The following is a 24,331-nucleotide window of genomic DNA, read 5'->3' as shown; positions in this document are numbered from 1 at the left end:
TGAGGTTCATATTTCGCGGAAGGGTTGTTTCCATGGGCTTGATGTCCTCACTCTCCAATGCTGTTTCGGGTCTTAGGACTAACCAAGATGCAATCTCGGTCCTAAGTCGTAACGTCTCCAATGCAGGGACGCCCGGCTATCACCGGCAATCTCTCAATATTGTCGATTATAATACGGAGAACTCTAGCTATGCGCGCACCGTCGGGGTGAACCGCGCTTTTAGTCAGAGCCTTCAGACTTATTACAATCGGCAGGTGTCGGACACGTCGGCCTCCAATGTGATGACGCGCTATTTGAGTAAGCTGGATGGGGTGCTCGGCAAGCCCGGTTCCGCCGGTTCGCTCGATACGCTGGTCGGGTCGCTCAAAAACTCTTTGCATGCACTTGCAACAAGTCCGGACGATTATTCGACGCGGGCTGATGTGGTGTCGCACGCTCAAACCTTTGCCAATCGCCTCAATGAGCTGTCGACGACGGTGCAGGGGCTCCGCAAGGATACTGAGACGCAGATCCAGAGCAATGTGACGACTGCCAACGCCATGCTCAATTCACTCGATGAAGTGAACAAGCGCATGCTCGATCTTGGCATGACGGACACCGCCCGTGCATCCCTTATGGATCAGCGAGATCGCCTCGTTGCTGGCCTTGCCGAGATCATCGACGTGCAAGCGGACTATCGCCCGGATGGTTCAGTGGCGTTGATGACCCGATCCGGCGTTGGCCTGTTAGACAACGGCCCAAGCTCGTTTAATTTTGTCACCGCTGGGGCCCTATCGCCCACGACGCAAGCGAGCATTGATCCCGAACTGAATAAAGTTGGCATTCTGACGCTGACGACGCCTTCGGGTCTGACCATTGATCTGGTCAAGCAGGGTGTGCTCGGTGGTGGCGAACTTGCGGCCTTGGTTGAGCTGCGCGACAAGACATTGGTCGAAACGCAAAATCAGCTCGATGAGATCGCTGCTAGTGTGGCCTCGGTCTTCTCAACAATTACCACTGAGGGTACGCCAGTCACGCAGCAAGCCACGCAGGCCAGTGGCTTTGTTGCCGATATCTCGCATCTCAAATCCGGCAACGATATTCTGTTCCGCTATAGCGAAAATGGCGAAGAGCAGCGTGTGCGGGTGGTGAACAGCACAGTCGATGAAGACTATGTTGATGCGAGTGGCCAACGCGTTGTGTCGTTCAATTTCGGTTCCCCGCCAGATGCCGCTCAGGTGGCATCGACGTTACAGTCGCGCTTCTCCTTTCTGCAAATTTCAGGGACGGATGGTAATCTGCAAATTCTGGACGATGGTCCGGAAGGCACCCGAGATATCACTGCACTAACCACGCGCGGAACCGCGACGGGAATGCAGCAGGGGGAGCTTGCGTTCTCTCTGTTTACAGATGGGGCAAAACCCTATTCGGGCAGCACAGAGTATAAGCCTGGCCAAATTGTTGGCTTTGCGTCACGCATTACCATCAACGCGGATGTCCTTTCTGACAACCGTTTGCTGGTGCAGTATGACTTGGAATCCCCATTGGGCGACGCCAGTCGACCGGAATATGTGCTCAAGCAATTGCAGGGCATGTCGTTTGTGTCCGGCACGACCGCAGCATCCAATTATGGGCGCCATCAGCTCAACGGTTCGCTTGAACAGATTGTTGGGCAGGTCCTCAATTTTCAAGGTTCGACGATCGGTAACGCGCAGCGTGTGAGTGATCATCGTCAGCTGACTCTGGATACCATTTCCGAGCAGATGGACGCCGATTATGGGGTCGACATGGATGAGGAAATGGCTCGTCTGACTCAGTTGCAGAGCACCTATGCCGCCAATGCTCGTGTCATGTCAGTCGTGCAGGAACTGCTCGATACGCTGATGCAAGCCGTTTAAGGGAGATCGAGAAAATGATCGTCAATAAATCGATGTTCCCGCTTCAGGCTGGTTTCGGTGTCATCTCCAAGATGAACAGCCAGTTCGCGCTCCTTCAGACGCAGCTTGGCACGGGCAACAAGGCGCAGACATTGGCCCAAATGGGCAAAGACCTGCCTGTATCACTTTCGGCGCGGTCCAGGCTGACCCAGATCGAAGGCTATATGGGCAATGTCGAGCAAGTGAACCTGCGCCTGTCCTTCTACAACAATGCGCTCACACGCATGGACAAGATGGAAGGCGAAGCGCGCAACTCAGCAGTGCAGGGGCAATACGGGTCCAACAACATCAATATGGCGACTTTGCCTGGGCTGTCCAAGGCGCGCTTTGACGAGCTGGTCACCATGCTGAATGCAGACGTCAACGGTCGCTACCTCTATGGTGGCAACAAGACCGACACCTTGCCTTTGAAGCCCACTGAAGAGCTTCTCAACGGTGTGGGCGGTCGTGCTGGCTATGCCACCGTAGTGACCGAACGGCGTGCTGCAGATTTGGGGCAATCGGGTTACGGCCGTTTGACCGCAGACATTGATGTTCTCACTCCCGGAACCGTGACATTTGCTGAGGATGGTGCACATCCATTCGGCATGAAGCTATCGACTGTTTCTCAAGTCGGTGGACGGGTTACGATCGACACCAGCGCGCAAAACGCGGATCCGGCAGCTTTGGCGTTTACCTTTGACGACGCCAACCTGCCGCGCGCCGGCGAGAGCATCACCCTGGGCTTTACCTTGCCCGACGGGTCCGAAACGCAGATTACCCTGCGTGCTTCAGAAGAGGACACGGGCACAAAGGGTGAGTTCACAATTGGCGAAGACGCTGCAACGACAGCTGCAAATTTCCAGACCGCGCTTTTGGAAAAGATTCAGATAGCGGCTGAAGGCGAGCTAATGGGAGCATCCACCTTCGCAGCGGCAGAGAATTTTTTTAACGCCGCTGGTGAGCCCGTAGTGCGTGTTGCTGGCAGTGATCCTTACACTGCCACCTCTTTGCGTGTCGCAACTCCATCCGACACTGTGCAGTGGTACAATGGCGAAACCGCAGCTGTATCAGCCAGCAATCTAGGACGATTGGGTGTTTCGTCGGGTGGTGGCGACAGTGTTACCGTAAAGGGCCTGGAGCCTAGTTCCTTTGCTCATGGCTTCCGTATTACGGCGGCGTCTGCACAGTCCAGCCAGTTCCCTCCGACCGCTACACTACCAACCGTAACGCAGACCGCGGGGCCGCCGTCGTCTCTATCAGTGCAGTTCAGCCAGCTGCCCACTGCCGGTGATCAAGTGACCTTTACCCTCACCGAACCATCGGGGAAGGAAAGGGAGGTCACTTTGGAGGCCGTGACTGGGCGCGCGGGGCCAGGGCAGTTCACGATCGGCACTGTCACTGCGGCGGGCGATGCTATCGCCAATACCACCGCCAATTTTGAGCAGGCCATTACGCGCTCCTTGTCCACAACGGCGGCTTTGGCCGAAGGGAACCCTCGCCAAGCAGTGTCGGCGGCGGTGGAGGATAATGGTCGCGTCAATTACGGCATGCAGGCCAACGAGATTGGTTATCTGCGGATGATCCGAAGCTTTGCTGCGCTCTCGATCGAAACCTATCCTGAGGCAGCAGGTGCTGAGGATCCCAACTCAATTGACCTCAACCCAGCGCGCGCGCGTTTCGATGCGTTGGCGAGCCGACAGGCATCGCAGCTGTCCGAAGCGCGCAATAGTGAGCGTGGGTCGATCGAAATGGTGACGATGGAACTGGGGGTGGCTCAATCCAACCTGCTCGCAGCCACCCAGAGGCACACCAACTATAAAGCGCAGCTAGAAAACCTGCTTGGCGAAGCCGAAGCCGTGAACAAAGAAGACGTTGCTATGCAATTGCTTGCGCTGCAAACGCGGCTTCAGGCGAGTTATCAGGCAACCGCGATGATCAGCCAACTGAGCTTGGTGAACTTCCTCTGATCGAACCGAGTCCGCAAATGCAAAAGCCCCGCTTTCGAGCGGGGCTTTTGCATTTGTAAGGAACGGTCACAAAAAAAATGCCCCACATTTTGCGGGGCATTAAACTCGGGTGTGTCGCAAGCTACATGCCGCGCAGGCCAGCTGCGATCTGGCGGTTCAATCGAACCAACACCTCGAGCTTGCCTGGTTCGGGCTCGAGCAATACTTCGCGTGTCTGGTTCATCACGAAAATACCAAGATTGGCGATGTTTTGCCGGACATCATCGGGCAGGGGGCTATCTTCCTTCGTTACGGAAGTCATGAACACGGTCCAGAGCTTTCGGTTGAAGTTTAAGACAGGTTCAAGCTGATCTGAACTCGCTGGCCATTCGTCTGTTACTTTTTGGATCGACGCCGCTGCGCGCATTAATAGTGCGGACTCGCGTTCACGTGAAGTTTCGACGACTCGTGCGGTTTGCTGGTAGGCATTAGCCCCGGTTTGATACATGAGAAACGAGTTCCTGTTCGTACTCGATAAGCCGTTGTGCGGCCTTCAATGCTTTGTAAAGCTGGCCGGTTAATATCTCGTTGTTTATTTGGCTAACTATCTCAATTGACGAAGGAACTGCTGTCGTGAAGTCGTTAATAAGTGCGAAATACTCGTCCTTTGCGACACTGATGTCATCCTCAATATACATCAGCTGAACTGCAAGGTAGATCCGCTTCGCAGGGGTCTTTGCGGTGTCAGAGGTCAGGATGTCTTTTTCGCGTAAAATTGGCGCGCGACCATCAATGTAGAGGCGTGTTCTCTGGTCTGAATTTGTAATAATGCAGTTGCCAACCAGCAGTTTCTCGCCTGGCTTCAATTCGACTTTTAGGGCCATTACTCGACGCTCCGCTTGATGGGATATGATCCAATGAGCTTCTGCCTGAGATTGAAAGGCAAGAGAAGGCAAGAAATGTGCCCGGTTTACTCAAGTGAATACATATCAATACGTTATTGGAGCAGTTGTAGCACGCTTTGATCGGCTTGGCTGGCAAGAGAAAGAGATGAGCTTGATAGTGACTGTCGCGTTTGCAGCGCGAGCAAATTGGCAGCTTCTTCGTTCATATCGGCTAGGGTGAGGTTAGCGGCACCTGTCTCCAGCGTATTGATCATTTTCTTGGTAAAGTCTTGGCGGTTTTGAACGATGGACAGGTTCGACCCAAACTTAGACGCCTGAGAACGAATGTCTGAAAGCGCCAATTTGATATCATTGATCAGCGCATCAATGCCCTCATCAGTATCGAGGTCACGGCCGATTAGGTTTTCGATTTTTAGAGCGCTGGCATTGATGCCCCGACCATCACTCGTCTGCACATCAATGAACGAGCTGCCGTTTTCATTAAATGTGATTTTCAAGTTATCGCCGCGCAGCAGGTTGATGCCGTTAAATGAAGCGTCATCTGAAAGGCGGTCGAGCTGGTTTTTTAGGTCGTTGAACTGCAAAGATAAATTGTCGCGAACAGAATTGCCTTTGATCGTGGAAGGTCTTGTAGTGACAGGGCCTGCACCGTCTGGATCAAATTGAACTTCAAGCTCCGCTGTCGAAAGGTTTTCAACGCGCAATTTGCCATTGTCATTGGACGCGCGAAGCTTTGAACCGTAGTTACGATTGATTTCTTCAACAAACTTGTCGACAGCGGTTTTGGCGGAGTAACCGTCAACAGTCGGTGTTCCGGTAACTGTGCTGTCCGGGCCGAACAGGGCAACGCCACGTGGGCCGAATATTGACAAGGTTTTGGCTTCTGGCACGCGAGCGACGATGGAAAATTTGCCATCAGCGTCAAAAACGGCCTCTAGGCCGTTGATGTCGGCGTTTTTCAACTCAGCATTGATGCGTTCGACCGTACTGTTCTGCCATGTCTGGATATCCATTGCAGAGATGGCTGTGCCTACGCCGCCTTTGACGCCCGTAATGGATACCTCAACTGATATATTGTCGTAGTTGATCGAGAATTTGTCACTCGCAGCTTCAACGGTCTCGATGTGAACGCCCGTCGTTACAGGCGTTGTGGTGACGTCACTGGGTATCCCATCCTCACCGTCCTCAAATACCGCGGGATTGGTCGGTGCCGTCGTGAAGGTATGGGTCACAGAGGGGGCAGAGCCGATCTCGCCTGCAGCACGATTGCGAATTGTGAGTATGTTGCCGGAAACAGATGCCTCATAAGTACCATTCAGCGTGGTGTTTAGAGCGATCAACGCTTCCAACTCCTGCGCGAGATCGGCAGGATTGGAGCCTCCGGTGGCTAGAGTGAGGGTCTGACCATCGAACGTGAGTGTCTCACTGGCAGTGACGCTTGCCCCTGTGAGGTCGATGCGGGTTTCCGCAGCCACAGCGGGTACGCCGTCGTACAGTCCGTTGACGACCGGCGCGGGGTCGCCATACTCCAGTGCTTCTAGTGTAATGTTTTGCGTGAGCGGATCTGCAACAACGCGATACCCACCGGCTGTCGCACTGGCTTCAAGGCTGGCGACAAACGTCTCAAACGACCCACCGGTTGAAATGGATTGTCCCTCGACAGTTACTGTCGTCGGTACGGACCCGTAGGCGAAGCTCGAAGTCGCCTTTTGGGCTGCGCTGTGACCAGAGACGAGGGCCACTGTGGCAGCCGGTTGGTCAGTTTCAACTGTTTCGATGATCACGCTATCGGCGTTGACGCCGGTGCCAACACTCACGGTGTAGTCACCGAGAATTTGCGAGCTGTTGGCGTTGATTGCGTCATCGATGCTTTGAGCAATTTCTGCCGGGGTAAGGATAGCGCCCGCGCCGGTTAGCGTTACATCTATGCCCCCGACCTTGATGACAGAGTTATTGGCGAGGCCTCCGCCAACATTGATCTTGGTGCGGGCACCAATACCAGTTGCCTCGGAGGCCTGGGAGCCAGTCGCGGCAGGTATAGGGCCTTGATACGGTTGAGCATCAATGGTTGTTAGCTGCGCCTTCCGCCCCACAGCTTCTACCCCGAGCTTTATTTCTGTTGGTAGTTCGAACTGGCCGCCATTCACTGTCAGGATACTGTCTGCGGTCACTTCGTAGATATGGTTCTGGAAGGACTTGTCCTGTCGGGCTTGGCGCAGGGTCGACTGCATCGATTCAAGCGTCTTGGTAATGGCCGTCAAGCCGTTGTCTGCTGCCTGTAAAGTCTTGATGCCGTTGGACATGTTGTCCATGAGCGAATTCAAGTCTGATGCGCGACTATTGAGTGCTGACGCAGTAAAAAAGTTCGTCGGGTTATCAAGGGCAGAGTTGACCTTGTTTCCTGTCGCAAGGCGTTCTTGTGTTCGTGCCATCAGGTCTGCTGTGCTTTGCAAGGAAAGCAGATTAGTCCGTACGGCTTTTGACAGAGTTATATCCGACATTTCTCTTACCTCGCGCAGAAAGACTCGTGACTTTCTATTTAAGTAAGGAAATGTTTACGGAGGTAAATATTAATGAGTTGTTAACGATGCTTGTTAATCCTTTTTTAATGACAACTCGCAGTGCGGTAGACGGCAGGCAGTTATAGGGTGATTTTGGCCTCCTCAAACGAGAATAGGCGGGCCGAAGCCCGCCTATTCTTATTGGTTGTTGCGTCCGATTAACGGAGCAGCTGGAGAACCGACTGATCCTGCTGCGAAGCCATCGACAGAGCCGAGGAGCTCAGCGACTGACGGGTCTGAAGAGCCAGCAGGTTTGCTGCTTCTTCGTTCATGTCAGCCAGGGTCAGGTTTGCTGCACCGGTTTCGAGCGTATTGATCATGTTCTTGGTGAAGTCCTGACGGTTCTGAACAGCCGACAGGTTTGAACCAAACGAAGACGCCTGTGAGCGCAGTTCGGTTAGTGCGGAAGTCAACTTCGAGAGGAAGCCATCGATCGCAGTGTCGGTGTCCAAATCGATAGCGGCTAGGCTGTCGACGTTCAGGTTCGAAGCATTGATGCTGCGATTGTTACCGTTCTTGTCCTTCGCTTCGATATCAATTGAGGACGTGCCGGACTCATTGAAGTTGATCTTCAATTTGTCGCCACGGAGCAGATTGATGCCGTTGAAGGACGCGTCGTCCGACAGCTTGTCGAGCTGGTCACGCAGCTCGTTGAACTGCTTGGACAGGTTCGCACGAACCGAGTTACCTTCGACCTTAATGCCCGTCAAAGCACCATCGGAGTCGACGTTGATGTCGAGCTCTTGGGTTGACAGGTTCTCGATGCGCAGCTTGCCGTTATCGTTTGATGCGCGGACCTTGCCAGCGTGATCGCGATTGATCAGCTCTACAAATTTGTCCACTGTCTTGGTGGCGTTGAGCTCGCTCTTTTCGGCCTTACCGGTGTTAACACCGTTGGTGCCGAACAGGGCAGTCGCATCAGTGCCGGACACAGCAAGCGTCTTCGCTTCCGCAGTCTTGGCAACAAACGTGAGCTTGTTGCTTTCGTCGAACTTGGCTTCGACTCCAGTGATGCCCTGGTTGACGAGCAGGTTGTTCACGGAAAGAACTGTGGCATCCTGCCAGTTTTTGGTTTCGACCGGGTTTGCGGTCGAACCAATACCACCCTTCACTGCAGAGATCGAAATGTTTGCAGTCTTGCCATCATAGGAGATGGTGAACTCGTCTTTCTCAGCAGCAACTGTCTCGGTGAAGGCACCAGGTATGCCGATAACAGAGAGTGCGTCGCCATCTGGAGATGCGGCATTAACGCCCTGAGTGAACGTTGCCGTGGTTACGGTCGGGTCATTGGCCAAGCCGCTCCAATCGAACGCGGTGACGGTTTTACCTGCGCCGATTGACTTCTCGGTGAACGCGATCTTCTGGCTAAAAGTATCATAGGTAACATCATACTTTGCTGACAGGGTCGCGTTTGCCGCTACCTTGGACCTGATGTCAGCTGCCAAAGCATCCGGATTGGCGTTCGCGGCGAGGGTTAGGGTCTCGCCATCGATGACGAGTTGGTTGCCCAAAGCCGAGTTGGCTCCGGTCAGGTCGACCGAGCTCGTCGCACGCTTCGCGCCCCCAGCGTCCGTGCCGGCTGTGAACGTTACAGTCATATCTGATGGGTCGGTACCGAGGCCTGCAAAATTCATGTCAGGCTGAAGGCTTCCAGACCCGGCAGTCTTGGAGGTGATCGTCAGCTTATCCGTCGCTGCATCGTAGGCGATATTGTACTTCGCGGTCAGGGTCGTATTGGCATTAAACCTAGTGACAAGATTGGCTCCAACCGCGTCAGCGTTGGCGCTTACTGGCATGACTAGGGTCTGACCGTCGATAACCACCGGGTTATTTGCCGCTGCGACGGAGCCAGTCAGGGTTATTTCGCTCTTAGCAAAGGTAGCCGAGGCAACGCCACCATTATTCGTTCCGTCGGCAAATGTGACGGCGACGGAGCTTGGGTCGGTAGCAACACCGGTCCAGTCGTAGGTTGCAGCGCTCTTACCTTGGCCAAGACTGCGCTCAGTCAGGGTCAGCTTGTCGTTAGTAGCGTCATAGGTGACCGCATACTTGGCGCTAAGCGTAGCGTTGGCTTCAATCTTGCTCTTAATGTCGGCGCCCAAGGCGTCGGCATTTGCGTTGGCAGCAAGCGTCAGAGTCTCGCCGTCGATCTTGAGTGTTTCATTCGCCAGCGAGACGCCACCAGTCAGAGTGATGTCGCTCTTTGCACCCGTTGCCGGAGTGGCTGTGGTGATGCCGGTGATGGTCGGGGCGTTGGCACCAGATTTCACGTTTGTGAGCGTGATATCCTTGGTTGTGGTGTCGTACGTAACCGTGTACTTGCCAGCCTCGGCCTTGGCTTCGAGGCTTGTCACAAAGTCTTCGAAGGAAGCGCCGGACGTAACGCTCTGGCCACCGACGGTGATGGCACTTGACACTGCAGAATAGTTGAATGTGGTTGTGCCCTTAACGTCCACATCGGCATTCGCGAACGTGACCTCGGCGGCAGCGGCCGACGTTTCCACAGATTCGATAATGATTTTGCCTTCATTGACAGAACCAACCGCACCTGCGGTGACGGTGTATTTGCCAGTGGTCGGCGGGTTGGTGCTCAAGTCGAGAGCGCTCTGGATCGTAGTGGCAAGGCCTGCAGCAGTAACATCTGCACCAGCGGTGACTTCTACGCCGGCGACAGTGAATTTTTCGCCCTGATTGATGCTCCCATTGGTGGTGATCAGAGTACGAGCGCCAGCGCCGGTAGCAGTCGCGTTGGTGCCAGATGCGCCGATGTACGGAGACGTGCCGGTCGTCGTGACTTGTGACTTAACGCCCGCTTCAGTGGCTTCTGCCAGGCTGATGTTCACACCGTCGACTCCAAACTGGCCGCCGAGGAGTGCGATAGTTGACGTATCGGTCACTTCGAAAGACTTGGTCTGGAACGACTTGTCTTGACGGGCCTGGCGCAGGGTGGACTGCATGGATTCCAGGTTTTTGGTCAGTGCGGTGATGCCGTTGGAAGCGGCTTCAATTGTCTTGATACCCGACGCCATCGAGTCCAGCAAATTGCCCATGTCAGCAGCGCGGCTGTTCAGAGCGGAGGCGGTGAAGAAGTTGGTGGGGTTGTCCAGCGCCGAATTCACCTTGTTGCCAGTAGCCAGACGCTCCTGCGTCTTTTCCATCATGCTGGCGGTGTTCTGCAGCGAAAGCAGATTGGTGCGGACTGCTTTAGAAAGCGAAATGTCGCTCATAATAATCCCCTTCCTAGGGTTACGCTAGTTCATGCCTCTTCCTGAGGTCCGCTGAAACTGTACGTAGATGTCCTAATGGGGAATTAACAGTTGATGGTCCCATTTTCATCTAATGGGTGATTTATTGATCTGGTTTTATACTTAGTATTCGGGCGCGTAATGTGTTTTCGAGATTTTGTTGGCCGGAACTTCCGAGTGAAATATATTACATATTTTTGTGGGATTCTTGCGCCTGACCTGCTGTGTAGGGCTGTTGTGCCGGGCAACAAAAAAAGCGGGCCTTGGCCCGCCTAGATATTCGCTTATTTGTGAAGAGTTTAACGAAGCAGCTGCAGTATGTTTTGATCGCCTTGCGAGGCCATCGACAGTGCCGAAGTGCTTAGTGACTGTCGTGTCTGTAGCGCTAGCAAGTTTGCTGCTTCCTCGTTCATGTCAGCCAAGGTGAGGTTGGCTGCGCCGGTCTCGAGCGTGGTAATCATGCTCTTGGTAAAGTCCTGCCGGTTTTGAACCGAGGATAGGTTCGAACCGAAAGTGGACGACTGAGAGCGGAGATCGCTCAAGGCCGCTGATAGTTTGGTCAGGAAGGCATCAATCTTGGCGTCGGTGTCGAGATCTTGCGCGTCCAGACTGGCAACATTCAGAGTTGCGGAGTTGAGGCTGCGCACATTGCCGTTTTGGTCTTTCGCCTGGATATCGATGGCCGAGCTGCCGCTCTCGTTGAAGGTGATCTTCAACTTGTCACCGCGGAGCAGATTAATGCCGTTGAAGGACGAGTCGTCGGCTAGTTTATCAAGCTGATCTCGCAGTTCGTTAAACTGTTTAGACAGATTAGCACGAACCGAATTGCCTTCGATGTTTAGCGTCGTTGGGGCGTTCGCGCCTGAGATGTCGATTTCAAGCCGCTGCGTGGAAAGGTTCTCGATCCGGAGGCGGCCATTGTCATTTGATGCTCGCACTTGAGACGCGTGATCGCGATTGATCAGCTCCACAAATTTGTCGACGGTCTTGATGGACGTGAGCTCGCTGCGTTCGGCCACACCGGTCGAGACCGCGTTGGTGCCGAATAGAGCGACTGCATCCTGGCCGGCTATTGCAAGCGTTTGTGCTTCTGCGTTCTTGGCTATAATCGACAGTTTGCCGACACTGTCGAATTGGGCTTCTACCCCGGTGATGCCCTTTTCGGCGAGTTGCGCATTTATGCTCTCGACCGTGGCGCTTTCCCATTGGCTGATGTCGTAGAGCGAAGGGGCTGTTGCGTCGTCACCTGTCCCGCCGCGAATGCCGCCGATGCGTATATCCGCGGTTTTCGCACCATAGGAGACTGTGAAAATATTGGTCGCGGCAGCGACGGTTTCGTAGTGGGCGCCAGCCTCCGGCGCCGTTGGTGTGCCATAGATTGGGTCTGCGGCGTCAATGCCGGGAGTATTATCGGGCGTGCCGACCATTGCTGCATCGGTTTCGAAGGTAATTGTTCCTTCTTCGCCTGCGGTTTTGGCCGTTATCGTTACTGTAAAATCATCTGCCACTTCAACGTCATAGTCCGCACCAATGCCGTCGTCCTCGTCGGCAAGCAATGCCTGCAGATCGGCCGGTGTGGTGGTCGTGAAGATTTCATATTCTTCTCCGTTGATCGTCAAAATTCGATCTGCTGGTAGGGTCGCCCCGACAGTCGCATCTTCACCGTCCACAGAATCTACTGCAATATTCCCGCCGACAATGCCCTGTGTCGCCAGATCGATATCGGTGGCGTCAATAGATACTGGCGTTGTGAAGGCGTCTTCGTGCCCTAGTGCCTCTGCGCTGTCGACATCGGTCGTGGTAAATGTGAACGCTTCGCCGTCGGTGCGAGAAAGGCTAATGCCGTCTTGCGTGCGGGAGACTGTGAACCCTAAGCCCTGAAGTTCAATTACAACTTGGTTGAACTCATCAAGCGTGTTGCCAAGTTCGATGTCTACAGCAGCGCCTCCGCCCACGCTAACGGATATTTCTTGGCCATCAAAATCTGCAAAGGCAGTGTCAACAGCTGAGAAGTTTATGCCATCGGTGGGAGTATGTTGTGAGGGCTGCGTCGTCATCACTGCAACGGTCGGCGGGTCAATGTCACCGACGGCCGCCGCCGTAATTGTTACCACGAAGTCGTCGTCTACTGACGCTACCCAATCGTCGGAAAAGTCAGTTATGGCATTGATCGCATCTTCAACTTCGGAGGCAGACATATTCGCTTGAAGCACAACCTCGAAGTCGCCAATTTTGAGCTCTTGGTGGGTCCCGAGCGGCTCTGATGTTGCTCCCGAAAACTCGAGGCCGAATGAGAAGACGAGCGCAGCGGCAGGGCCAGGGGTTGCGTCTGCTCCTGGAGTTACAACGGTCGGTGTCTTCACTATCACGTCAGTGTCACCGGCACCGACACTGACTGGATCCCCTTCAGGGGTGACGTCGATGCCGAGAGCGTCTGCTGCGTCGCCGGTGCCGTTGAAGACGTTAATACTAAAGCTCTCGCCTGTGGCTCGTGAGATAGTTAGGCCGTCCGTACCGAATGCAGCGGTGTAGCCATCAGATTGGAGTTCAGCGAGGAATGCGTTGACGTCAGCGCTTGTCACTGATGCGTCGAACTCATATTCCGTATTGGGTTGAGAGCCGGTCGCGAGAACAATGCGGGCGCCTGCCAATTCAGCATAATGGTTTCGTAGATCTTCACCATCTGCCGCGGCATTCATTTCTGATGGATCACGAATACCGATCGCGTCAGATGTGACGACAGGTGCCGCAGCAGCTCCGGGTTCCAAGGCGCTGATGCTGACATTAAAGTCGTCATCAACGGCGATGCTGTACAAGGCGCCAAGCGTCGAGCCGCCGACGATATGGTCCCGTAGCGCTGCCTCCACTTCAGTGGACGTGGCATCGGCAACAAGCTCGATCTCTTCTTCGCTGGTCCCGATGTCGATGGTGAGGATTTGTCCAGAGGTCAGCTCGCCAGCGCTGTTCGTGAGTTGGAATGTGGTCTGGGCGGTCGAGGCTGGTTGGTAGTCACTGTTGAGACGGAACGTTAGGCTTGCGGGACTTGCCTCGACGCCTGGATTGGAGGGTGTGACACCGGTTATGGTCGGTGGGTTTGCGCCATGTGTTAGGGCGGTCAGCGTGATTTGCTTGGTGTCTTCGTCGACATCGACGCTATAACCGCCTTCAACGCTAGCGCTACGGAGATTTTCGACAAATTGCGAGAACGAGCCGCCAGTTGTGATGGTTTGTCCGCCCGCTTCGATAGCCGTTGAAACGTCAGAATAATTGAAACTGATGCTGCCTTTGATGGCTTGGGTGACGCCTGTTTCAGGATTGTTATCTGGGTCGAGGTTGATTGTCGCTGCGGGGTCTTTGGCTCTCACGGTCTCGATGATGATCTTGCCATCAAAGGGCGTGCTCGCGGCTCCGATCGACACCGTATATTCGTCCTGAGTATCCTCGTGACCGTCGAGTGCGAGCCGGATGTTTTCAGCCACACTTTCAGCATCGGGTGTCGCGCCAGTTACGGTTACAGTCTGTCCTGCAACTGAGAAGGTGTCGCCAGTCTTGAAGCCAGCGTCCGCACTGATGATGGCGCGCGCGCCTGTGCCAGCACGTGCGTCGGATGCAATTACGGGGCCGCGATATGAGGTCGCGGCTATCGTCTGGACAGTGGCTTTTTGCCCGTCAACCGTGGCAGTCGCTAGGCTAAGCTCGCTGACTGTGTCGCCGAGCTGTCCTCCTTTTAAGCGCAATACGGATGCGTCGGTTACATCGAAGGACTGCGTCTGGAACGATTTATCCTGGCGGGCCTGCCGCAGGGTCGACTGCATGGACTCCAAATTCTTGGTCAGAGCAGTCAAGCCATTGTTAGCGGCCTCGATCACTTTGATGCCGGAGGCCATAGAGTCGAGAAGATTGCTCATATCAGCCGCGCGGCTATTCAGCGCTGAGGCCGTGAAGAAGTTGGAGGGGTTGTCCAGAGCGGAATTGACCTTGTTGCCTGTCGCCAGGCGCTGTTGGGTCTTTTCCATCAGTTGAGCGGTATTTTGGAGGGAAAGCAGGTTCGTGCGAACGGCTTTTGATAAAGAAATGTCACTCATGATCAGGCCCCTTTCTAGGGTACGCTTGAGATACCTCTTCCTGAGGTGCGCTCATGCTGATCTTGAGGGGCGTAAACTGGGCTTAAGAGCCGACTACGGTGTTCCGCTTACACCGCGGTCACAAATCAAATCAAATTTCAGATAAAACATTGTCGGCATATCGAGTTAGACGAGAATGTCTCTTAAGCGCATTTGTGGTGCATCGGGAGACGAGGGGGCGCTGGACGGTGCGTGTTTCCGCCGTTCGCCCGTCATTCTCTGCGCGAGCAATGATGTGGTGAAACCAGCTTCTCCATCGAGAAGAGGTCGGCCTAGCATCTGGCTCACAGGAGTTGATTGCGGAGGGTTGTGCCTTAGTCCCGTACTATCCGTGCGTGGACCGGCGTATCGGCTACTGCTCGCCGCCTGATGTTCAATCAAGCGCTGCCGCTGATCTGGATTGGTTGTCGTTCCCGTAGAGCCGCGAACGACAATGGTCGAAGCCATCGTGATCTCCAATGCTGCCTACTGCACCAGAAACGTACGGCTAGGTCATTGGTTGCAAAACCTATTTGCAACCAATGTATGGGAGGCGGCTGGACGCTAAAGTGCGCGGTTGACGGCGATGCCGCGTGCAGCGCTTTCAGGATCGAGTGTGATGGTTCCGCTCATGTCATAGGTCCGGGTACGTTCCTGCTGACCAACGGCTCTGGAAACGTCGGTTAGCACATCTTCGGTGACGGATTTTGCCGTCGCGAGAACGCGCAGGTTCTCGGCCATTTGTGTGGCCAAGCTTTCGTGGCCATTTTGCAAACGACGCAATGCATCGGGCGCTTCAGCAACGATACGGGCATTCTGGCGCTGGATTGCACGCGCAAAGCCCACGTAGTCCTGCGCGAGGGCAGTCTTCTCTGGCGTGAGCTGACCGGCTTCGCGCAAGTGCCCAGCACGGAGCAGCGTGGTTTCTTTGTTCATCACGTCGACCAGTGACGACAGAGAGGCCTCGGCGCGTACGCAGAGATCGAGAGGATCTAGGCTGTCTAATTCTGCCAAACGGGACGCTGCGGTCATTTCTGGTAGGCTCCGATGCCGGAAACAATATTGATTGGGTTAGAATTGGCTTCTTGTTGGCTCAAAAGCTGCGCGACGATCTGATCAGCGAGACCAATTCCACCGTTTTGAGCGATGGCATTGGCGAACTCTTCTGCTTGCATGCCGCGCCAGGTATCTTCACCGAAGCTGCCGCCGCCCATGCCTTCGTCGCTTTGTACGGTTTCGAACATGGCTTTGGTCAGCTGCGTCAGGAAGACCCCTTCAAGCTCTTCGGCCTGCTGGCGGAAGGCTGCGTACTGAGGGCTTTGCTTGAGCGTTGAGTTGGTAATCGCGTCCATTAGAGCACCTGAATTTCGGCTTGAAGCGCGCCAGTCGCTTTGATGGCCTGAAGGATGGCGATGAGATCTCGAGGGGCAATCCCAAGAGCATTTAGGCCATCGACGAGTTCTTGCAGGGTCACGGACTGGTCCACCACTTGGAGCGCAGAGTCCGTTTGGGTGACCTGGAGATCGGTGTTGGGTTCAACAGCGGTTTGTCCATCTGAGAACGGGGCAGGCTGCACGACCTGAGGGTTTTCAGCGATAGTCACTGTCAAATTTGACTGTGCGACGGCTACGCTGGAGACGCGAACGTCCTTGCCGACAACAATGATACCAGAGTTTTCGTCGATGACGATCTTTGCTGACTGGTCGGTCTGCACGATCAACTGCTCGATATCGGTCAGCAGGTCCACGATGTTGCCGTTGAAGCCCGGTGGCAGCGTTAGACGCACGGTTGATGGATCTTCAGGCACCGCAGTTGGCACGCCGATGAAGTCGTTGACCGCCAAGGCGATACGACGTGACGTGGTGAGGTCGGGGTTGCGGAGAGCCAAGCGTACAGAGTTTTGAGAGCCGAGATGGAAATCGATCTCACGCTCAATCAAACCACCAGAGGCGATACGGCCTGTGGTTGGTACGCCTGAGATAACACGGGCAGCGTCGCCAGTGGCTTCAAAGCCGTTGATCAACACCGGGCCCTGCGCGATGGCATAGACTTCACCGTCGGCGCCAACGAGAGGGGTGACCAGCAGGGTGCCGCCTTGGAGGCTCCGCGAGTCGCCCATGGCTGCAACGCTGACGTCGATGCGCGTGCCCTGTGTGCCGAATGGCGGCAGATTGGCTGTGACCATGACCGCTGCTACGTTCGCAGTACGCACGTTCTCGCCCTGCGTATTCACGCCCATGCGTTCGAGCATCGATTGCAGAGACTGCTTGGTGAATGGGGAATTGTTGAGCCTGTCGCCGGTGCCATTGAGGCCGACAACGAGGCCATAACCCACGAGCTGGTTCTCGCGAATGCCTTCCATGTCGACAATGTCTTTAATGCGCGCAGGGGCGGCGGTTACGGGCGCAAGTGGGCTCAAGGCCAAGGCGGCGGTGAGTGTTGCGGCTATAATCGATCGGACCAGACGGTATTGCATTTCATTCCCCGAGGGTTGGCGCCGTGCAAGATCTGCGGAGCCAGTCGGAAAGGTAAATGCGAGAACCGTGCCAGTTTATGTTTTTGCCCTCTATCCATATGTTTCTAAAGAGTAAATGGATCGTGCTCGGGCGGTTTATTCGCCATTTGAGAAGGTGATAAGCAATTCTTGCCGAGCATATTAACCATTCGTTAACTGCTGTGGGCAGATTTTGCCGGTGTAGGTTTCGTCACGGTGAGTCATTCGCTTGCGCATCGAGGGTTCAAATAGGTCTGGGTCTGTGTCCAACCGCGGCGCTTTGTCGAAAGCGGGGGCGGGCGCTGTTTTTGCTCCGACCGGTCAGGGCGGTGTGGGACGGATTAAACAAGCGCCTCCTGCTTCTGCAGTGATGGGCGTTGGTTCAATTCTGGCGCTGCAGGGCATTGGTGACGTCAATGAGGGCCGCCGTCGCGCGGTTAAACGTGGGGCTGCGTTGTTGGACCTACTTGAGGGTATGAAGGCAGACCTGTTGCTGGGTGATGTTTCACCGGCTCGTTTAGACGCCATGAGCCAACAACTCTCAACGTTGCGCGATAAGGTTGACCCAGATCTCGATGCTGTTCTGGATGAAATTGAGCTCAGAGTACTCGTTGAATTGGCAAAGTCTGGCCGTTTCCCGACACTTTAGTTCGGGTCGGGATGTTATATTTTCCCTGATTTTCTAATGGTTTTGCGGTGATCGGCATTGTCCTGCCGCCGGTCATCATGCTCGAATCTGCTTTGTATGCTTGCGGGGTTCGACTCAGCCGAATATATAGGCCGCCCATAAGAGCGCATTGGAGTTGAGTCTGCTGATGTCTTCGGTTGAACTTACGGACTATCGACCCAGCGAGGACGAGCCTTTCATGAACCCGCGCCAGCGGGAGTATTTTCGGGCGAAGTTGAACGCTTGGAAGGATGAAATTTTGCGCGAAAGCCGCGCAACGCTCGAGACCTTGCAGGAAGAGAGCCAGAACCATCCTGATATGGCCGATCGCGCCAGTTCAGAGAGCGATCGCTCGCTTGAGCTGCGTACGCGTGATCGACAGCGTAAGCTGATCGCCAAGATCGACTCGGCGCTCAAGCGCATCGATGATGGCACTTATGGCTATTGCGAAGAGACTGGTGACCCTATCGGCATAGCGCGCTTGGACGCTCGTCCGACAGCGACCTTAAGTCTTGAAGCTCAAGAGCTGCACGAACGCCGCGAAAAGGTCTATCGCGACGAATAAAGATTTTTACAGAAGCCCGCAGAGATGCGGGCTTTTTGTTTCTGTCCGCCAAACAGCAAAAAGCGGAGCCGGGGCTCCGCTCTTGGGTCGTGCTGATGGAGGGCCTTAAAAACCGAAGACGGTGGTGATGCCCGATTGGCCATCTCCGTTCTGCAGGCACTGACCGTTGGTGGCATTGCCGAACTGGAATAGGCCGCAGCTATTGCCATTGCCGTTCTGGTGAATAGTGCCGTTATGGCCATTCCCTTCTTGCCAGATCAGGCCGTGATTGCCAGAGCCGTTCTGCGAGCCGCCTGCGGCATTGCCCGAGCCGTTCTGATAGACATTTGCGCCGGTGCCGGACATGCCCTGAAACAGCGAGACGAGCTGGAGGCCGACGCCAAGCGCTTGAGCCTGGTCTGGGTCGGTTGGGGCGAAGCCAAACGAAATCTGACCTGCGGCCTGTGTTGGTGCGGCGCTAAGAGCCAGAATAGCGGCTGTTGCGGTGGCGGCGATGATCTTGGTGAAGGTCTTGGTCATTTTAGTCTCCTCAGTGTTTGCGTTCCCAGTGCTGGTGTTCCAGCTGATGAAACAAGATTAGCGAGGAGCAACTGAACGGCGCAGGAAGAGCTCGTTCAGACAGCGTTAATCATGTCGAATTTGAAATAAAAATACCCCGGACGAGGCCGGGGCATAAAAGCAATAGCGTTCAACCGATTAGCTTTGGTAGCTGATGGTGTTCGAGCAATCATAGGTCACGCCCTTGGCTGTGATAGTGAAGTCGATGTTCAGTTTCGCATCAGCACTGACCGTCACTTTGCTCATGGTGATTGTCTGTGCTTTGGGGGCAGTGAAGCCGCCGCCCTGGTTGATATTTGTCGAGCCCGCCCCGCCAGATCCCTTCATCGACAGGCGATATTCGCCGCTGATGGTCTCGGGGCTATAAACAACCGCTTCAAGGGATTTCATGCCGCGTTCCGTGCTGGCATGGATGCCGCAGCTGATGCCGGTGTTAACTGGTGGCTGGTTGGCAAAGGCGCTCGCGGCAACACAGCCAATGACGGCTAGGGTCGCGATGCGGATAACAGAGTGTGTCATTCTATCCTCCTCAAAAGCATGAGGGCCGGCAGCGCCGGCCCAATTCATTGGTTTATCGGTGTTATGGGCAAGCCTGCACAAAGGCGCTGACATTGTTCGAGCCATGCTGAACGACATTGGCATTGCAGCCATTGCCAACCTGCACGCCGGCGGCGACGTTGCCATTGCCGTCCTGGGTGATGACGCTGGTGTGGTTGGTGCCGAACTGGCCGACGCCCGCCTGATTGTTCCAGCCCTGCTGAGAGATGTCGCCGTAGTTGTCGTAGCCGTCCTGACCGATAGCGGACACATTGTTACCGCCGTTCTGCGAGCTAACCGCCTCATTCCAAGCGCCGTTCTGGTAGCCTGCGAAGAAGTTGTTCCACCCAGTCTGACCGCCGCCAACGGCATTGCCGTAGCCGTACTGTGAGATCGAGATGCCATTTGCCATGGCGGGAGCTGCTGCGGTTGCGAGTGTCGCTGCGGCGATGGTGGTGATGATGAAAGTGCGGATCATTTTAGGTCTCCTCGTTTTGCGACCCCTCCGGTCGCGTTGTTGATGGGACCTTTTTACGAGGGCGATTTGGAACGGCCGCTGAAGCGCAAATTCAGAAATCATTCACCCAAGAAAAAAGTCGGCGAGCGTTTCGCCGACTTCTGGCTCTGATATTTTCGCGCGGGCAGGGAGTTAGCCTGCGTAGCGGCTCTTTAGGTGTGATTTGAAATAATCTGCATTGAGTTTTTCTCCCGTCGCCTTGGTGATCAAGTCAGGCGTCGAATAGCGGGAGGCTTGGCTCCAAATCTTGTCTGCCCGCCATTGATTGATCGCCGAGAAGTCGCCTTTGGCAATGTCGGCGCTCATATTGGGCAGATCCTTGCGCATGGCGCTGGCCAGTTGCGCGGCTGTCATGGCGCCCAGCGTATAGCTCGGGAAATAGCCAAAGCCACCGCTCGGCCAGTGAACGTCCTGCATCGGTCCGTCCTTGGGGTTGTCGATGGTCGAGAGGCCTAAGTAGTCTTGCATCTTGGCGTCCCAAGCCTCGGGAATATCTTTCACCTGCAGCGTGCCTGCAATCAGCTCCTTCTCCAGCTCGTAGCGGAGAATGACATGCAGCGGATAGGTCACCTCGTCGGCGTCTACGCGGATATAGCCACGCTCCACGAAATTCACTTCGATCAGAACATCGTCAATGTCCCAACCCGGCAGCGCGTCTTTGCCGAGGTGTTGAGTGACGAGTGGCATGGCGAATTGCCAGAATTCAGGGCTGCGGGCGAGTTGCATTTCCACGAACAGGCTCTGGCTTTCGTGGATTCCCATGCCGCGCGCCTTGCCAAGCGACCAATGCGACCAGTTCTTCGGTAGGCCTTGCTCGTAAAGCGCGTGGCCGGTTTCGTGTAGAACGCCCATGAGTGAAGTCAGGAATTCGTCGGTACGGTAGCGCGTGGTCATGCGGACGTCGGTCGGTACGCCGCCACAGAAGGGGTGATGCGATACGGCAAGTGAGCCGTGATTGAAGTCAAAGCCGACCGCCTGCATGGCCGCAAGGCCCAACTCGCGCTGTTTCTCGATTGAGTATGGGGCGTTGAGCGCCTTGCGTGGTCGTTTGGCGAGGCGGGCTTCTTGGGCGTCAAGTGCGGTGGGAATGAAGGCCTTGAGGAAGTTTTTGAGATCGGCAAATACAGCGTCGATATCGGCGGCGCGATTGCCCGGGTCGTATTTGTCCATCAGCGCATCATACGGCGCTAACCCGGTTGCTTCCGAACGGAGTGCAGCTTCCTCACGGGCAATGTCGACCACGCCCTGCAGTGCAGGTTCAAACCCCTTCCAGTCGCCCTTAGCGCGCAGCTCGCGCCAGAGCTGTTCAGAGCGCATGCTGGCGCTTGAGGAGCGTTCAACGAACTCCGTCGGCAGGCAGGTGGCCTTTACATAGTCGCGCTCAAACTCTTCGACAGCGAGCCGCTGGTCGGCAGAGAGGTCTTCGGCCTTGGCGGTTTCGATCCAGTCGCGGATATGTGGGGCAGTGGCTTGGGCGTGGTGCATGCCCGCAAGGGTCGAGACGGCATCAGCGCGCTTCTCGCCGCCGCCAACGGCCATATGGGTTGCCTCATCGGCGCCCAGAATGGAGAGGGCGTGTTCAAGCGCTTCGAGCTTGCGGCCGAGATCGTCAAGTTTGGCAAAGGTCATGAAAGGCTCCAGTGTTGGCCAAGCATTTTCATATGCTGAGGCTGGCATCAAGAGCGGGGTCGCTGGGCAAAAAAGAAAAGGCGCAGCCGGGGAAGCTGCGCCTTGGGATGTCCAAACTTACAGATTGGACTGGCCTGACATGCGGCAGGCCGGGGATTGACAGTGTCCGGGGAGGACACTGTCGGGGATGGATTAGAACGGCAGGATGGCGTCGAGGACCTGCTGGCCATAGCGGGACTGCTGGACATCGGTGATCTGTCCGCGGCCACCGTAGGAGATGCGGGCTTCAGCGATCTTGGTTGATGGGATCGTGTTATTGGCCTGAATGTCGGATGGGCGAACGATACCGGCGACGATGAGGTCGCGGACTTCAAAGTTGACGCGGACTTCCTGACGGCCTTCGATCACCAGATTGCCGTTTGGCAGAACCTGCGTGACGACAGCTGCAACTGAGGTCGTCAGCGTTTCCTTGCGGTTGACTGAGCCCGAACCGGTGTCGCGCAGGCCCGAGTTGAAGTCGACAGCGTTTTCCGCATCGATCGGGACGGTGCCGCTTGCAAAGGCAGTGTTCACTGCGGAGCCAAGAATGCCGCCCATGCCAGCGCTATTGCTCGAGTTGCGAGCGCGCTGCGTCTGGTTGTTGAACTGCGCGTTGTCGTTGATCGTCACCTGTACGGTAAGGATATCGCCGACGCGGTGGGCACGTTCGTCCTTGAAAAAGCCCTTGGCCGAAGTGCGGTAGAGAGAGTTCGGCTGATAGGTGTCAGCGAGCGGCTCAGGCATCGGCATGCGCACAGGCTGGTAGCCCGCGGTCGTTGTTGGATCGGCGATTTGCGTGAGCGCTGGGGCCTGGCCAACCTGCGCGAGCTTATCGGTGGTGGCGCATGCGGCAAGGGATGCTGCGAGGGCAACGAGAGTGATGGTCTTGGTGAAGTTCATTTTCATCTATCCCGAATTAGAGGCCGGCAATATTCATTGGTGCGGTGGATACGGCCACGGCCCCGGGGGAGATTGCGGTGGCGCTGATGATGCGCCTAGAAGCTAGATTGAGGACTTGTACTGCCTCGCCTTGCGCAGCGCTGGTGATGGCTTGGCCTTTTACGGTCAAAGTCATTGGGCCCTGATTGAAGACGATCGTAACGAGGTCGTTCTTGGCGATTGTCAGCGGCACGCTGACATCGGTTGCACGCAGCAGCATGCCGTCGCGGCTTGGACGGTTGAGCGCTTTGCCGATAAGCTGGTCATAGTGGGGAATGCCCTGAGCGTCGGCCTGCTTGACAGAAATCGGGCGCATAGAAATATGCTCTGGTGCCAGAACTGCCCCTGCGGGGAGAGCCGCGACCAAGTGCGGTGCCTCGATCAACAGGTCCAGCGTGCCGGACAAGGTGAATGCGCTGCCGACGCCATCGATGATGTAGCGCGCTGTGAAGCTGCTGCTGCCCGGCAGGTAGCGCAGGGCATCCAGCTTGGCGGGCTGAAAGCTATCGGCAGCCTTAATTGGCTCGAAGCCTTCGTTGAAATGGGCCTGCACCTGCATTTGGCCGGTAACGACACCCTTCTGGCGCAGGTCAGCTTCAATCAGCTCCGTGAGCATCGCTTGGTCTACAAGGCTATAAGATCTTGAGACCCGCACCTGCTCCAGCCCACTGGTATCAAACACGGGAACGCCGATACGCTTGGCGGCTTGACGAACGGTGTTTACGTCGACATCGCCGGTCGTTCCTGGGTTGGGCGCACGGAACAGCGCTTTTTCTGCGTCTGCTCCGGCGTTGTCGAACATATCGCCAAAGGTCACGATGGCGCTCGATATCGTAACGTCGGACTTCATAAGCGGCATCGCAAAGGCGCAGCTGCATGAAAGCGCGACACTCAATGCCAAGGTAACAGAGCGAAGTGCGGACATTCCCGTGATCCTCATTAGGTGAGCTGGCTAGTCGCTTGCATCATTTCGTCAGCGCCAGAAATGACGCGGGCGTTCATTTCGTACGCGCGCTGCGCTGCGATCAGATCGGAAATTTCGGTCACCGAGTTGACGTTTGCCATTTCCAAATAGGCCTGCATCAAGTCGCCGTACCCATCGACGTTCGGAACGCTGATCTGCGCTTCGCCGCTGGCCGCGGTTTCGAGGAACAGGTTGTCGCCCATCGATTCAAGGCCAGACTTGTTCACGAAGCGAGCAAGCTGAAGCTGGCCGAGTTGGGTTGGAAGGCCGTCTGTACCGATAAAGGCTTCGATCGTGCCGTCTGGCGAGATCGAAACGCTACGAGCGTTGGCTGGGATGTTGATGCCCGGCTGAACGAGGTAGCCATTGGAGGTTACGAGATTGCCTTCAGCATCGCGTTCGAACGAGCCGTCGCGGCTGTATGCGGTGCGGCCATCTGGCAGGGCGATCTGGAAGAAACCTTCGCCGCGGACAGCGACGTCGAGTTCACGCTCAGTCGGGTTGACCGAACCCTGGCTCATCACGCGTGGGGTCGCCACGGTGCGAACGCCCGAACCAATTTCGAGGCCTGCCGGGATCATGTTGCCTTGGCTTGAGGTCTGCGAGCCGGCGCGGCTGATTTGCTGGTAAAGCAGGTCCTGGAACTCAGCGCGCTGGCGCTTGTAGCCAGTGGTGCGCATGTTCGCGATGTTGTTTGAGATAACTTCGACGTTGCGCTCCTGAGCGCCCATGCCGGTCGATGCGATATATAGTGCTTTCATGGC

The 24,331-nt window shown here is 55.6% G+C and carries 19 protein-coding genes; 4 read left to right on the top strand and 15 right to left on the bottom strand.

Annotation, left to right across the window (positions count from 1 at the left end):
- The first annotated feature begins 32 nt into the window (after positions 1-32).
- Positions 33-1,877, top strand: a complete 1,845-nt coding sequence (flgK, locus tag JHL21_RS04060) for a flagellar hook-associated protein FlgK (RefSeq protein WP_200212013.1) — start codon at positions 33-35, stop codon at positions 1,875-1,877.
- A gap of 14 nt (positions 1,878-1,891) precedes the next feature.
- Complete coding sequence (locus JHL21_RS04055; RefSeq protein WP_200212011.1) at positions 1,892-3,865, top strand: flagellin; 1,974 nt, start codon at positions 1,892-1,894, stop codon at positions 3,863-3,865.
- A 121-nt stretch (positions 3,866-3,986) separates the two neighbouring features.
- On the opposite strand, the gene flaF is transcribed toward JHL21_RS04055, so the two are convergent.
- From flaF to JHL21_RS04015, 8 genes are all read right to left on the bottom strand, one after another.
- On the bottom strand, positions 3,987-4,352 hold the full coding sequence (flaF, locus tag JHL21_RS04050; RefSeq protein WP_199530952.1) for a flagellar biosynthesis regulator FlaF: 366 nt from the start codon (positions 4,350-4,352) through the stop codon (positions 3,987-3,989).
- Positions 4,333-4,728: a flagellar biosynthesis repressor FlbT gene (gene flbT, locus JHL21_RS04045; RefSeq protein WP_182394056.1), complete on the bottom strand. Its 396-nt coding sequence runs from the start codon at positions 4,726-4,728 to the stop codon at positions 4,333-4,335. The genes flaF and flbT overlap by 20 nt, the downstream gene beginning before the upstream one ends.
- 113 nt (positions 4,729-4,841) lie before the next feature.
- On the bottom strand, positions 4,842-7,250 hold the full coding sequence (locus JHL21_RS04040) for a flagellin (RefSeq protein WP_302052351.1): 2,409 nt from the start codon (positions 7,248-7,250) through the stop codon (positions 4,842-4,844).
- A 218-nt stretch (positions 7,251-7,468) separates the two neighbouring features.
- Positions 7,469-10,537, bottom strand: a complete 3,069-nt coding sequence (locus tag JHL21_RS04035) for a flagellin (RefSeq protein ID WP_200212007.1) — start codon at positions 10,535-10,537, stop codon at positions 7,469-7,471.
- A gap of 317 nt (positions 10,538-10,854) precedes the next feature.
- Positions 10,855-14,640: a flagellin gene (locus JHL21_RS04030; protein ID WP_200212005.1), complete on the bottom strand. Its 3,786-nt coding sequence runs from the start codon at positions 14,638-14,640 to the stop codon at positions 10,855-10,857.
- A gap of 582 nt (positions 14,641-15,222) precedes the next feature.
- Positions 15,223-15,690: a hypothetical protein gene (locus JHL21_RS04025; RefSeq protein WP_200212003.1), complete on the bottom strand. Its 468-nt coding sequence runs from the start codon at positions 15,688-15,690 to the stop codon at positions 15,223-15,225.
- The gene (locus JHL21_RS04020) at positions 15,687-16,010 is read right to left on the bottom strand and encodes a rod-binding protein (protein ID WP_169195233.1); all 324 of its coding nucleotides are present in this window, start codon (positions 16,008-16,010) and stop codon (positions 15,687-15,689) included. The genes JHL21_RS04025 and JHL21_RS04020 overlap by 4 nt, the downstream gene beginning before the upstream one ends.
- Complete coding sequence (locus JHL21_RS04015) at positions 16,010-17,134, bottom strand: flagellar basal body P-ring protein FlgI (RefSeq protein WP_169195234.1); 1,125 nt, start codon at positions 17,132-17,134, stop codon at positions 16,010-16,012. Before JHL21_RS04015 ends, JHL21_RS04020 begins: the two co-directional genes overlap by 1 nt.
- Positions 17,135-17,381: 247 nt before the next feature.
- On the opposite strand from JHL21_RS04015, the gene JHL21_RS04010 reads away from it, so the two are divergent.
- Together JHL21_RS04010 and dksA are read left to right on the top strand one after the other, a co-directional pair.
- Entirely contained in the window at positions 17,382-17,801 is a 420-nt protein-coding gene (locus tag JHL21_RS04010) for a flagellar assembly protein FliX (RefSeq protein WP_302052350.1), read from the top strand.
- Between the two features lie 166 nt (positions 17,802-17,967).
- The gene (dksA, locus tag JHL21_RS04005; protein WP_169195236.1) at positions 17,968-18,384 is read left to right on the top strand and encodes an RNA polymerase-binding protein DksA; all 417 of its coding nucleotides are present in this window, start codon (positions 17,968-17,970) and stop codon (positions 18,382-18,384) included.
- 105 nt (positions 18,385-18,489) lie between these two features.
- Here the strand turns inward: dksA and JHL21_RS04000 are convergent, their stop codons facing one another.
- The 7 genes from JHL21_RS04000 to flgG form a co-directional block, all read right to left on the bottom strand.
- A complete protein-coding gene (locus JHL21_RS04000) occupies positions 18,490-18,903 on the bottom strand; it encodes a curlin (protein WP_200212000.1) in 414 nt (137 codons plus the stop codon).
- A 177-nt stretch (positions 18,904-19,080) separates the two neighbouring features.
- Positions 19,081-19,461 (bottom strand): curli-like amyloid fiber formation chaperone CsgH, encoded by a 381-nt coding sequence (gene csgH / locus JHL21_RS03995; protein WP_200211998.1) that lies wholly within the window; start codon positions 19,459-19,461, stop codon positions 19,081-19,083.
- A gap of 61 nt (positions 19,462-19,522) precedes the next feature.
- Complete coding sequence (locus JHL21_RS03990) at positions 19,523-19,957, bottom strand: curlin (RefSeq protein ID WP_200211996.1); 435 nt, start codon at positions 19,955-19,957, stop codon at positions 19,523-19,525.
- Between the two features lie 171 nt (positions 19,958-20,128).
- Positions 20,129-21,625 carry a carboxypeptidase M32 gene (locus tag JHL21_RS03985; RefSeq protein WP_200211995.1) on the bottom strand — a complete coding sequence of 499 codons (1,497 nt, stop codon included), beginning with the start codon at positions 21,623-21,625 and terminating at the stop codon, positions 20,129-20,131.
- 192 nt (positions 21,626-21,817) lie between these two features.
- The gene (flgH, locus tag JHL21_RS03980; RefSeq protein WP_200211994.1) at positions 21,818-22,564 is read right to left on the bottom strand and encodes a flagellar basal body L-ring protein FlgH; all 747 of its coding nucleotides are present in this window, start codon (positions 22,562-22,564) and stop codon (positions 21,818-21,820) included.
- A gap of 16 nt (positions 22,565-22,580) precedes the next feature.
- Positions 22,581-23,453: a flagellar basal body P-ring formation chaperone FlgA gene (flgA, locus tag JHL21_RS03975; protein ID WP_210338832.1), complete on the bottom strand. Its 873-nt coding sequence runs from the start codon at positions 23,451-23,453 to the stop codon at positions 22,581-22,583.
- A gap of 89 nt (positions 23,454-23,542) precedes the next feature.
- On the bottom strand, positions 23,543-24,328 hold the full coding sequence (gene flgG, locus JHL21_RS03970) for a flagellar basal-body rod protein FlgG (protein WP_169195243.1): 786 nt from the start codon (positions 24,326-24,328) through the stop codon (positions 23,543-23,545).
- Between the last annotated feature and the right edge of the window lie 3 nt (positions 24,329-24,331).

Source organism: Devosia sp. WQ 349K1 (assembly GCF_016595685.1).
Lineage (GTDB): Bacteria > Pseudomonadota > Alphaproteobacteria > Rhizobiales > Devosiaceae > Devosia.
Note: the sequence above shows the minus strand (reverse complement) of the source record. Positions and strands in the feature narration are given on the sequence as shown.

Excerpts from the sequence above, each read along its gene's own strand:
- flgK (WP_200212013.1), top strand. The coding sequence starts at position 33 with ATGGGCTTGATGTCCTCACTCTCCAATGCTGTTTCGGGTCTTAGGACT.
- JHL21_RS04055 (WP_200212011.1), top strand. The coding sequence starts at position 1,892 with ATGATCGTCAATAAATCGATGTTCCCGCTTCAGGCTGGTTTCGGTGTC.
- flaF (WP_199530952.1), bottom strand. The coding sequence starts at position 4,352 with ATGTATCAAACCGGGGCTAATGCCTACCAGCAAACCGCACGAGTCGTC.
- flbT (WP_182394056.1), bottom strand. The coding sequence starts at position 4,728 with ATGGCCCTAAAAGTCGAATTGAAGCCAGGCGAGAAACTGCTGGTTGGC.
- JHL21_RS04040 (WP_302052351.1), bottom strand. The coding sequence starts at position 7,250 with ATGTCGGATATAACTCTGTCAAAAGCCGTACGGACTAATCTGCTTTCC.
- JHL21_RS04035 (WP_200212007.1), bottom strand. The coding sequence starts at position 10,537 with ATGAGCGACATTTCGCTTTCTAAAGCAGTCCGCACCAATCTGCTTTCG.
- JHL21_RS04030 (WP_200212005.1), bottom strand. The coding sequence starts at position 14,640 with ATGAGTGACATTTCTTTATCAAAAGCCGTTCGCACGAACCTGCTTTCC.
- JHL21_RS04025 (WP_200212003.1), bottom strand. The coding sequence starts at position 15,690 with ATGACCGCAGCGTCCCGTTTGGCAGAATTAGACAGCCTAGATCCTCTC.
- JHL21_RS04020 (WP_169195233.1), bottom strand. The coding sequence starts at position 16,010 with ATGGACGCGATTACCAACTCAACGCTCAAGCAAAGCCCTCAGTACGCA.
- JHL21_RS04015 (WP_169195234.1), bottom strand. The coding sequence starts at position 17,134 with ATGCAATACCGTCTGGTCCGATCGATTATAGCCGCAACACTCACCGCC.
- dksA (WP_169195236.1), top strand. The coding sequence starts at position 17,968 with ATGTCTTCGGTTGAACTTACGGACTATCGACCCAGCGAGGACGAGCCT.
- JHL21_RS04000 (WP_200212000.1), bottom strand. The coding sequence starts at position 18,903 with ATGACCAAGACCTTCACCAAGATCATCGCCGCCACCGCAACAGCCGCT.
- csgH (WP_200211998.1), bottom strand. The coding sequence starts at position 19,461 with ATGACACACTCTGTTATCCGCATCGCGACCCTAGCCGTCATTGGCTGT.
- JHL21_RS03990 (WP_200211996.1), bottom strand. The coding sequence starts at position 19,957 with ATGATCCGCACTTTCATCATCACCACCATCGCCGCAGCGACACTCGCA.
- JHL21_RS03985 (WP_200211995.1), bottom strand. The coding sequence starts at position 21,625 with ATGACCTTTGCCAAACTTGACGATCTCGGCCGCAAGCTCGAAGCGCTT.
- flgH (WP_200211994.1), bottom strand. The coding sequence starts at position 22,564 with ATGAACTTCACCAAGACCATCACTCTCGTTGCCCTCGCAGCATCCCTT.
- flgA (WP_210338832.1), bottom strand. The coding sequence starts at position 23,453 with ATGAAGTCCGACGTTACGATATCGAGCGCCATCGTGACCTTTGGCGAT.
- flgG (WP_169195243.1), bottom strand. The coding sequence starts at position 24,328 with ATGAAAGCACTATATATCGCATCGACCGGCATGGGCGCTCAGGAGCGC.